The organism is Flavobacterium sp. SOK18b, from assembly GCF_014156605.1.
Classification (GTDB): domain Bacteria; phylum Bacteroidota; class Bacteroidia; order Flavobacteriales; family Flavobacteriaceae; genus Flavobacterium; species Flavobacterium tiangeerense.
The window spans coordinates 1-11008 of sequence record NZ_QKNZ01000118.1 but is presented as its reverse complement, the minus strand read 5'-3'; the positions used below and the strand labels follow the sequence as shown (position 1 = coordinate 11008).

Annotated in this window: 9 protein-coding genes; all 9 read left to right on the top strand. The window is 29.4% G+C overall.

The genetic code is table 11. The features are described 5' to 3' along the window. Positions 1-81 precede the first annotated feature (81 nt). Positions 82-675, top strand: a complete 594-nt coding sequence (locus DNC80_RS14315) for a hypothetical protein (protein WP_182651798.1) — start codon at positions 82-84, stop codon at positions 673-675. 380 nt (positions 676-1055) lie between these two features. Further along, entirely contained in the window at positions 1056-3074 is a 2019-nt protein-coding gene (locus DNC80_RS14310; protein ID WP_182651797.1) for a M13 family metallopeptidase, read from the top strand. 986 nt (positions 3075-4060) lie between these two features. Next, positions 4061-4390: a TOMM propeptide domain-containing protein gene (locus DNC80_RS14305; RefSeq protein WP_182651796.1), complete on the top strand. Its 330-nt coding sequence runs from the start codon at positions 4061-4063 to the stop codon at positions 4388-4390. 92 nt (positions 4391-4482) lie between these two features. Then, the gene (locus tag DNC80_RS14300) at positions 4483-6447 is read left to right on the top strand and encodes an adenylate/guanylate cyclase domain-containing protein (protein WP_182651795.1); all 1965 of its coding nucleotides are present in this window, start codon (positions 4483-4485) and stop codon (positions 6445-6447) included. A 572-nt stretch (positions 6448-7019) separates the two neighbouring features. Next, on the top strand, positions 7020-7355 hold the full coding sequence (locus tag DNC80_RS14295) for an NHLP leader peptide family RiPP precursor (protein ID WP_182651794.1): 336 nt from the start codon (positions 7020-7022) through the stop codon (positions 7353-7355). 403 nt (positions 7356-7758) lie between these two features. Beyond that, complete coding sequence (locus DNC80_RS14290) at positions 7759-8115, top strand: TOMM propeptide domain-containing protein (protein WP_182651793.1); 357 nt, start codon at positions 7759-7761, stop codon at positions 8113-8115. Between the two features lie 62 nt (positions 8116-8177). After that, positions 8178-8534: a hypothetical protein gene (locus DNC80_RS14285; protein ID WP_182651792.1), complete on the top strand. Its 357-nt coding sequence runs from the start codon at positions 8178-8180 to the stop codon at positions 8532-8534. An 82-nt stretch (positions 8535-8616) separates the two neighbouring features. Continuing rightward, a complete protein-coding gene (lanM, locus tag DNC80_RS14280) occupies positions 8617-10491 on the top strand; it encodes a type 2 lanthipeptide synthetase LanM (RefSeq protein ID WP_182651791.1) in 1875 nt (624 codons plus the stop codon). Between the two features lie 8 nt (positions 10492-10499). Then, a partial coding sequence (locus DNC80_RS14275; protein WP_182651790.1) for a DUF3667 domain-containing protein occupies positions 10500-11008 on the top strand: 509 nt, incomplete at its 3' end.

Genomic DNA, 11008 nt, shown 5'->3' with positions numbered 1-11008 from the left:
AAATAAATTTCATTATTAACAAAATCCCTATATGTTAAAATATATAATAGTGGCGAATATGAAATTTTAAACTTAATAAGTTTGAAAGAAAAATATAAGGAATTTATTAGAATTTCTGAAAAAGAAAATTATGAAGAAATATTCAAATCTCTAAAAAAACCAATCGTGTTTTCCGCTAATCCCCGGTACTTTAGTAGATATCAACCTCTTAAAGAAATGCTTATTAAATTCCTAAACTACCACTCATCTATTTTAGTTAATAAAGATATTGGTTATGATTTATGTCAGAACGAGATAAATGATAGTGCTTATTACGAAAACATCATGAAAGTTCAATATTTGTGGTCACGACATTACATAAGTATTTCACGTTCTAACTCGAAAAGATTTCTTGTAAGTCAATTTATAAATAAAGTAGAATTTGATGAACACTATTTAATTGACACATTAATGATAAATTATAATCATTTCTTCCTTCAATTTATCATTAAACATCATGTAGCTATTCAAAATGATGCATCTTTTAAAAAAATTGTAAAGTCTTGCTTTGAATTTATCTATGATATATATGAAAGTGATAAGAAATCAATTGGTGCAGTAAAAGAGTTAAATGATATTTTAAAACCTCTTAATCATATATCCAAATTGAAAAAGTTTACTTTGTCCGATCTTTAAACCAATATAAGCCTGTATATAACAGCCATTTTGAGCTAGCTGGAATTTAGTGGAATTACCGTTTCGTATCAAGTTTTTGTTAAGCCGAAAATTACGCGGTTACGAACTTCCAGCCATCTCAAAGCAGCGGGACTTTATAAAGTAACTAATTAATATAATCACAGCATTTTTGCGGCTTATAAAAATTGTTTATACCTCCAAATGTTCAGAATAATACAATCTTTAAAACCTTAGTTGAGAATATATTTTCGAATAAAGTATCATTGATTATATTCCATAAAAATACAATTACTACTATTTAATGTAACAAATTACTAAAAAAGCAACTAACTATTTGGAAAGTAAGAAAATATATTAAACCAACTAATAAACCTTCAACAATGAAAAACCTAAAGATTTCTTTAGTTGCTGCAGTCGTTCTTATGGCTTCGTGCAATAAAAAAGAAGAATTAATTTCAGGGGTCACCAAAAAAAATATGGATACGCTTGTGAATCCTGGTGACAACTTTGATGCCTATGTAAACGGAACATGGGTAAAAAACAATAAAATTCCAGCTGATAAAACGTCTTACGGTGCTTTTGATATTTTGTATGATCAATCTCAAAAAGATGTAAAAGCGATTATCGAAGAAGCATCAAAAGGTACTTTTTCCGAAGGTTCAGACGAACAGAAAATTGGCGATTACTACAGCTCTTTCATGAACAGAAAAGACCGTGATGCCAAAGGAATTGCGCCAATTCAACCAGAATTGAAAAATATTGATGCTATTGCAAATTATACGGACTTGGCAGCTTATTTTGGAAAATCAAACAGAACAGGCGTTTCAATGCCTTTCTCTGTTGTGGTTACCGAAGATTTTAAAAACCCAAAACAGTACACGTTAATGACTTGGCAAGGCGGATTAGGTCTTCCTGAAAGAGAATACTATTTGCAAGCCGATGCTAAAATGGTGGAAACGCGTGCGAAATATGTAGCACATATAGAAAAAATGTTGCAGTTGGTGGGGCTTCCAAATGCAGCTGAAAGCGCTTCTAAAATTATGGCTTTGGAAACCGTATTGGCTACCAGCCACATGAAAAAAGAAGAAACCAGAAACACGGCAAAACTGTATAACAAATACAATGTAGCCGATTTAAAAAAGTTAATGGCAGATTTCGATTGGAATGCAATGCTTAAAAATGCAGGTATCGATAAAGAAAAAACAATCGTAATTTCTCAGGTAGAATACACAAAAAGCTTAAATACTATTATCAAAAACACGCCAATTGATACTTGGAAAACCTACCTTAAATGGAGTTTGATTAACAATACTTCCAATTATTTAACTACGGCTTTAGACAAACAAAATTTTGACTTTTACGGAAAAACACTTTACGGTACAGAAGCTCAGGAAGAAGATTGGAAAAGAGGTGTAAGCAGTGTTAATGGTGGTTTGGGAGAGATTGTGGGTAAAGTATATGTAAAAAAGCATTTCTCGCCAGAAGCTAAAGAACGCATGACCGGAATGGTTAAAAATCTTTTGAAAGCCTATGCCGAAAGTATCAAGAAGCTAGATTGGATGAGTGCAAATACCAAGAAAGAGGCACTTGCCAAGGTAGATAAATTCATGATTAAAATTGGTTATCCAGACCAATGGAGAGATTATTCAGCATTAAAAGTGGCTAAAAATGACTTGTATGGAAATGCAGAAAGAGCTAGAGCATTTGAATACAACAGAATGTTAAACAAGTTAGGAAAACCTGTTGATAGAACAGAGTGGGGAATGACACCGCAAACAGTAAACGCTTATTACAATCCTACCTTGAACGAGATTGTATTTCCTGCAGCTATTTTGCAACCGCCTTTCTTTAATTTAAAAGCAGAAGACGCGGTAAATTATGGCGGAATTGGAGCGGTAATTGGTCATGAAATAGGTCATGGTTTTGACGATCAAGGAAGTACTTTTGATGGTGAAGGGGTTATGAGAAACTGGTGGACACCACAAGATTTAACTGCTTTTAAAGCTAAAACAAAATCATTAGTAGATCAATACAGTGCTTTCAAAGTATTTCCAGATTTGAATCTTAACGGAGAGTTTACCCTTGGAGAAAACATTGGAGATTTGGGAGGATTAAGTATTGCAATTAAAGCTTACAAACTAAGCCTTAACGGAAAAGAAGCACCAGTTATGGATGGTTACACAGGGATCCAGAGAGTGTTTTTAGGTTGGGGACAAGTGTGGTTAGACAAAAGCCGTGAAAAAGCAATACGCAATCAAATTGCTTCCGATCCACATTCGCCAGCTAAATTCAGAATTAATGCTGTAGTACGCAACGTTCCAGAATTTTACGAAGCATTTAAAATTAAGCCAACAGATTCACTTTATTTAGCAACTGATAAACGTGTTAAAATTTGGTAGATTATTTGATATCAAACGAAAGCCCAGCAGAAATGTTGGGCTTTTTAGTTTTAAAAAACATTTTGGCAAGTTCTATTTTGATTGTACTATAACCAGCTTGATGATATCTTTCTTCAAAACTAAACGTTGTTAAAAGTCGTGATTGCTGTGCGAATAGTCTCCGAGTTTACAGCCGTTACAATAATCTACAAACGAGGGAAGTAAAACAATTAAAAAAACAAAAAAGCAACTCAGTAAAGGAGTTTTTTTTTGTTTTTAGGAAATTCTAAAATCCTATTGGTCCTCATTTGCCAAAATGCTCGCGAGCTTTGAATATAACTAATGATTTTCATTAGTAAAAAAAGATTCGTCGCAAAAGAGAGTTAGAGGGTCGCTTTTTTTTAAATCATTCTTCTTCTTAAAATCTGGATCAACTTGCCTATTGAGTCTATAAGTAATTTAATCAAGATGTTACAGACCTAACAGTTTTTTAAACCAGTTAGGTTTAGATACTACTCGTTTTTTGTAAAGCAATTACAGAACAAGAGAATTCGATAATTAGCACAATAGACTTTAAATATAGTTGCTTACGAAAGTACCTAGCTAGAAGTAGCAGCAATAATCTCAACTGCGATTAATATTCCTCTAGCTCATGCCATAAGTTCTTCTAATTTAATCGCAATCACATTGCAAATACCGTTGTAAATATCGCTGTAAATTAGAAATAAAAAGTGGTATTGAATTGCTTTAATACCGCTTAAAATCTATACTTTTCGATTTTTCACACTTATCGCGAGACCCAGATTTGAACTCGGGACCTCAGTTGGTTTTTATTTGTGAAACAGTCACTTTTCCATACTCACTATCATAAATTAGGAGAAAAATTCTTTTAAGAAACCCTATGCTGATCAATTAATGAATCTTTTTGTCAGCATTTTTGGCATTTCTGTTCGTAAATAAGAAGTTAATTTCACAATTCTAAAAATGAATTAATAAAAACGACAAAAATGGAATTAACTAAAGACCAAAAAATTCTAGATGCAATTATTAAAAAGGCATGGCAGGATCCAAATTTTAAAAGCAATTTGATAGCTAGCCCCATCACAACTATAGAAAAATTTTTAGGGCAGCCTTTTCATTTGCCAGAGGGGAAGAATATTGCATTTGTTGATCAAACAGATTTCTCAACAATTTTTATCAATATTCCAGCTGAGGTTAATATGGATGATGTAGAATTAAATGAAGAGCAATTAGACATTGTATCAGGTGGGGATGGAGATATAATACCCCCAGTTATAATTAAGCCCAACAATTATACAGGGGATATCTTTAAATAAATTTAACTTATTTACAATTTTAAATATTAAAAACGTACCTATTCTAAAGTTGAATATGTACGTTTTCATATTTAATCATAACCACTATACTCATGAAAAGAGTCATACAAATTGTTTTCTCTATTTTTCTATTATTTAATGGAATATCTTTTTTTGGGCAATCAAGAATTAAACAAAAAATTATTCTAACAAAAAAGGAAAATATTAAAATGGCTGATTCTATTCTAAATCTTGGTATGAAATATCAAGATGCAGGAGAGTATTCAAAATCATTACTCTTATTTGATAAAAGTTTAAGGATTTATAATCATTTGGGTAAAAGCAAAAATGTGGGTGATTGTTTTAGTTATAAAGCAGTAACCTTTTATTATAAAGGAGATTATTCAAATGCTTTACTCTTTTTTAAGAAAAGTAACGAAGCATATAAAAAAACAAAGTACAAAAAGGGAATTTCTTCTATTTTAAATAATATCGGAGGGGTTTATTATTATTTAGGGAACTATCTAGAAGCCTTAAATTATTATAAACAAGCAATTGTTGTTCAAGAAGAGCTCAAAGATATGAAAATGACTGCAGGAACCTCTCAAAATATTGGTGCAATATATTCACAAGTAGAAGATTATCCCAATGCACTTAAATACTTTCGTAAATCTTATTTGATTTATAAAAATAGTACTGATTTAAAAGCAATCTCTCAAAACTTAAATGCGTCTGGTATTGTTTATATAAAATTATCCAATTACCCAAAAGCATTAAAGAATTTAAACCATGCATTAGATAATGCAAACCAAATAAATGATAAACAATTAAAAATTGAAATTTTATCGAGTTTAGGCGAATTGTTTTTTAAACAATCAAATTTTGAGCGAGCATTATTTAACTACAATCTTTCTCTAAAATATGCTACTGAAATTAACAGTTTACAATATATAAGCATAGCAGAAGTTGCCCTTGGAAAAATACTAAATAATTTAGGTAAAAATAAGCAAGCAATTACAAAATGTTTAAAAGGTTATAGTACCGCCCAAAAAATAGGAGCTATATCTGTAAAAAAAGAGGCATGTGATTGTCTTTATAAAGCTTATAAGTCTAGTCAAAATGATAAATTAGCTCTTCATTTTTATGAAAAATCAATAAATTTTAAGGACAGTTTAAAATCTGGCGAAACTTCAAATAAAATGATGAACATGGAGTTTCAACGTCAACAGTTATTAGATAGTATCTCTCATGTAAATAAGGAACATGCTGTTGAGATCAAACACAAAGAAGAAGTTCAAAAAAAGGAAACGCAACGCAATATTATCATTATCTCATTAGGCTTTATTATTCTTGTAGCTTTAGGATTATGGAATAGATTAAACTATACTCGAAAATCTAAAATTGCTTTAAAAATTGAAAAAGACCTTTCTGAAGAGCTATTGCTAAATATTTTACCTGAAGAAATTGCACAAGAATTAAAAGAAAAGGGTTTTGTTAATGCCCGAGACTTTAATTTAGTTTCGATTCTTTTCTCAGATTTTAAATCCTTTACTCAAACCGCCGAGAAAATGTCTCCTCAAAATTTAGTTGAAGAAATAAATACCTGTTTCAAAGCTTTTGATTTAATCACTGAAAAATACAAAATTGAAAAAATTAAAACAATAGGTGATTCTTATATGGCAGCTGGTGGTATCCCCAAACCTGATAAAGAATCTTTAACAAATATTGTACTAGCAGGATTAGAAATGCAGGATTTTATGTCTAAAAGAAAAATTAATAACGAAGAGAATAATAATCCAGCCTTTGAGATGCGATTAGGAATTCATGCAGGACCCATTGTAGCTGGTATCGTAGGAATAAAAAAGTTTCAATATGATGTGTGGGGCGATACGGTTAATACGGCTAGCAGAATTGAAAGCAATGGGATTGTAGGTAAAGTAAATATAAGCGAATCACTATATGATTTAATCAAGGATGATGAATCTTTTGTTTTTCAGTACCGCGGTAACATCCACGCAAAAGGGAAGGGAGAAATCAAAATGTATTTTGTTGAAAAGAATCCTATTATTTCCAACTAAATAACCACTAGTAATGAAACCAATTTTCAAATTCAATTTTGTCAGTCTAATTGTCAGTTTTACAGGAATTAGATACTTTAAATTTACATTAATGAAAAAGCAAATAGAAGATCAGTAGGAAATGATCTTTTTGATTAAGCTTTTTTAAATGATAAAATGTTCTTGAATTTATTGTGCTTAATGTCGGGTCTAAATCATTGACAATGATTGAATTGTTGATTTTGTTTTACTGTAATTTATCAGCTTATTTGGCAATTTCATCAGAAATAGACTTACTAATTTTACATTAATAATGATAAGGATTTAAAGAGTAAAAGCAAAATCAGGTTTGTGATTTATGGTTTAACAGGTTACAACTAATATGTTTTTTTTGTCGGTTTATTTGGCAATTTCATCAGAAATAGACTTACTAATTTTACATTAATAACGAGAAGGATTTAAAGAGTAAAAGCAAAATCAGGTTTGTGATTTATGATTTAACAGGTTATAACTAAGATGTTTTTTTGTCGGTTTATTTGGCAATTTTGTCGCAAACAGATCAGCTAATTTTACATTAATTAAGAAATTGAGTCATGGGGCAAAATAAAAATAAAGAAGAAGTTTTACGATTAATAATATCAAAAGCATGGGAAGATATTGATTTTAGAAAAAACTTAATAAGTGATCCAATAATAGCAATTGAGAATCTTACAGGAGCAAAAATCATATTGCCAGAAGGTAAAACACTAGTGGTAAATGATCAAACGGATAAATCAAAGGTTTACATGAATATTCCAGTTGAACCTAGTATAGAAGATATAGAACTTAATGAAGAGCAATTAGAAATTATTGCGGGAGGTGGACAAACGGTATGGGCTGATTTAGTAAATAATTTATTTCCAGAATTGAAAGATATTATTAAAATCTAACTTCTTTATAATCTAAAAATAAATAAATATGGAATTCACACAAGATCAAAAACTGTAGGTATAAATTGTACAAAAGGCATGGGAAGATAAGAGTTTCAAAGATGAATTAATGACTAACCCAATAGCTGCAATTGAAAGATTGACTGGATGAAAATAAACTTGCCACCTAGAAAGAAAATGGTTGTAAGAGATCAAACAGATGAATCTACGGTTTATATTAATATTCCTTGGACACCAAAAAAATGGATGATTTTGAATTAAATGAAGAGCAGTGAGAAGTTCTTGCTGGCGGAATAGATTTTCCTTGGATTACTATAAATTTCCCTGAAGAATCTGGAGAGGATATAGGATAATATAAAAAATATAAAACAATACTTTAACTAAAAATTTAATTAACAATACTATGGAAATTACAAAAAATCAAAAATTATTACAAACAGCAGTTTTATCAGCATGGGAAAATGCTGAATTTAAAAAGCAATTATTAGCTAGCCCTGTTAGTGCTATTGAAACTCTTACAGGAGAAAAATTTGAAATTCCTTCAGGAAAGGAATTTGTGATTTTGGATTCAGTAGACGACTCTATTGTAAAAGATGAATCAAAGATTTATTTCAATTTTCCTACTAAAGAGTCTGTAATGGAAACTAAGCTGACAGATGAGCAGTTGGAAATGGTTGCAGGTGGGGCGGCAAATTTTCCATGTAGCATAGAAACAATTATTATAGTTTCATGTTTTTGTGGTGGAGATACTATGTACTAACACTGTCTAAAAATGCATTTTTTACTAAACAAATTAAATATTAACAATTAAAATTAAAAATCATGAACAATTTAGAAAACAACAAAAAAGACTTCCAAGAACTTCAAAACAAATTAGTTAATTTATGCTGGGCTAGTGATTCTGTAAAGAGAGAGTTATTTACAGATCCTAAAAAATTTTTAAATGTAGCTGGTGCCCCAATTCCTGAAAATACAAAAGTTGTTGTAGAAGAAACAGCAACAGAAACACCAGCTAAAATTGTTGGAGATACATTGTATCTCTATATTTATTCAAAACCAGATTTCCAAGATGTTGAGTTATCAGATAAAGAACTAGAAATTGTAAGTGGAGGTGCTGAAGCTTCTGGGTCATGGATATGCTCTTATTCATGGTGTGGAGACTTAGTTATTAACTTATAATTAAATATTCCTTTTACAATAAAAAAACAACTGTGGATGATTTTTGCAGTTGTTTTTTTTATAAAAATTAAAAAAATAAGAAATGGCAAAAGTCTTTGAATATATATACACTAAATCTTTATTACCTTTTGAGTGTATTACTATGCTCAAAAGTTCAAAACAAATTTCAAATAAGATCAATAGCCAATATTTAGATAGTCTAAAAAAAGTTGTAGATAAAAACGCTTCAAATGAACAATTTAATAAATATTGCGAACGGCTTAATTTGAATGAAGAATCTTTCGCTTTAATGTTCTCAAAGGAGACTATAAATACAGAAAAAAACGAACTTCCATCTTGGTTAGAAATATTGTATGAATTTTCAGTTTTTGAGAATGTCAATAAAATAAATAAAAAGGATTCCGAACTGCCTTTTTATGATATTCTATTTCCTTTAGTTGATTTTTCAATATGCACTGTTGAAAAAAAAATTAATAAAAAAATATCTGGAAATATAGTTGATAAGTTACTTCAATTTTTTTACAAAGATTTAGTTTCAAACAGTCATTATGTCTTTTTTGATGAGTTTTCTTTATATCTTAAAGAGAATAACTACATCGCAATCGAATCTGAAAGTGATAACAAATATTATAAAAAATTTAGTAAAAAGACATTGTCTGATAAATATTTAAATATATTCACTAAATATCCAATGTTGGCTAGGACAATTGCGACTAAAACACATCAAAATATTTTGTTCATTACTAAGCTTTTTGAAAGACTTGAAAAAGACACTAATGACTTAGAAAAAAAATTTCAAATTAAAATAGGGAACTTAAATGATATTTTACTCAATGCTGGAGATAAGCACAATGGCGAAACTACTGTAATTTTAATATTTGACAATGATCTTAAAATCGTATATAAACCAACTAATCTAGAAATAACCGATGCTTATAATGATTTATTAGAATGGATAGATGATGCTTTAGAAATAAATTTAAAAAAATTCAAAACACTCAATAAAGGAGATTATGGGTGGATGGAGTTTATAGAAAGCAATGAATGTGAAACAATAAGTGATATTAAAGAGTATTATGAAAAAGCAGGAGTAATAATGGGACTTGCATATTTTCTTAGTACGAGAGATTATCATTTTGAAAACGTAATTGCTTCAGGAAATTGTCCAGTATTAATTGATCACGAAACAATTATTGGGCCAAGATTAAAACATACAATAAATAATGACGTGAAAAAATACGCAAATTCTATACTTGAAAGTTTACTACTTCCTACTATTAATGAAACAAGGGAAATAGAAATTTGTGGTTTTGGTTCTTTAGTACAAAAAAAACATCATACATTTATTTCTGCAAAACTTATAAATTCTAATAAGGATTCTATAAAAAGAGTACCTCAATTAATTACTCAAAGTTATGATTTAAAGCATATACCTCACTTAAACAGCATTCCACATTACATTGAAAATTATAAAATGGAATTTATGGTTGGTTTTAACAAATTATATCATTTAGTTCTAGATAAAAAAATGTTTTTGCTATCTAAAACATCTCCAATTAACAATTTTAAAGATAAAAAAATACGCTTTTTAATGAGAAATACCGATGTTTATGCTAAAATTCTAAACATTTTGTCCAAAACTGAATATTTAGCAGATTCCATTTCTTATGGCATTAAGCAAGAGTTGTTAGCAAGAGCTTATATTTTAAGTGAAGATCTAAATATTTCACTTTTGGGTTCCGAAAGAGACCAAATAACACAAGGAAATATTCCTGCATTTTACACAAATACGTTATCTAATGATTTGATTTTAGAAAACGGAAAAAGAATTGATTTGTTTGAAATGAATGCTATGGATAATCTAAAATATAAAATAAGACATGCAAGTATTGAGAATCTTAATGAACAGCTTGAATTAATAGAAGAGTCTTTATCTTTACATGCTTTAACAACATAAAAAACAAAATGGAAAATAATAAATGTTTAAATTGTAATTCGGATATACATAATAATTTTTGTTCTGTATGTGGGCAGAAAAACTCTTCCCACCGTTTCTCTATTAAACATTTTATATTGCACGATTTTATTCATGGCGTATTTCATTTGGATAAAGGTTTTTGGTTTACAATAAAAGAGCTTTTTACTAGACCAGGGCATAGCATTAGAGAATATGTGCAAGGTAAAAGAGTAAATCACTTTAATTATTTTACATTATTTTTAATTATTCTTGCTGTAAGTCATTTTTTAGGGTATTATTCTATTGTAGATAAAACAACAATTTATACTAAAGAAAATGTTGAGGGTTATTTAAAACTGGCAAAAGATTATGATAAAATATTGAAAATCATTAGTGTTCCTTTCTGGGCGGTTGTATTGTTTCTAGTTTTTAAGAAAAGTAAACAAAATTATGTTGAGATGATTGTCATGAGTATGTATATGCTTTGTGGAATGTTGCTTATAAATTTACTTTATAT

Coding starts and splice junctions, on each gene's coding strand:
- DNC80_RS14310 (WP_182651797.1), top strand. CDS start 1,056: ATGAAAAACCTAAAGATTTCTTTAGTTGCTGCAGTCGTTCTTATGGCT.
- DNC80_RS14305 (WP_182651796.1), top strand. CDS start 4,061: ATGGAATTAACTAAAGACCAAAAAATTCTAGATGCAATTATTAAAAAG.
- DNC80_RS14300 (WP_182651795.1), top strand. CDS start 4,483: ATGAAAAGAGTCATACAAATTGTTTTCTCTATTTTTCTATTATTTAAT.
- DNC80_RS14295 (WP_182651794.1), top strand. CDS start 7,020: ATGGGGCAAAATAAAAATAAAGAAGAAGTTTTACGATTAATAATATCA.
- DNC80_RS14290 (WP_182651793.1), top strand. CDS start 7,759: ATGGAAATTACAAAAAATCAAAAATTATTACAAACAGCAGTTTTATCA.
- DNC80_RS14285 (WP_182651792.1), top strand. CDS start 8,178: ATGAACAATTTAGAAAACAACAAAAAAGACTTCCAAGAACTTCAAAAC.
- lanM (WP_182651791.1), top strand. CDS start 8,617: ATGGCAAAAGTCTTTGAATATATATACACTAAATCTTTATTACCTTTT.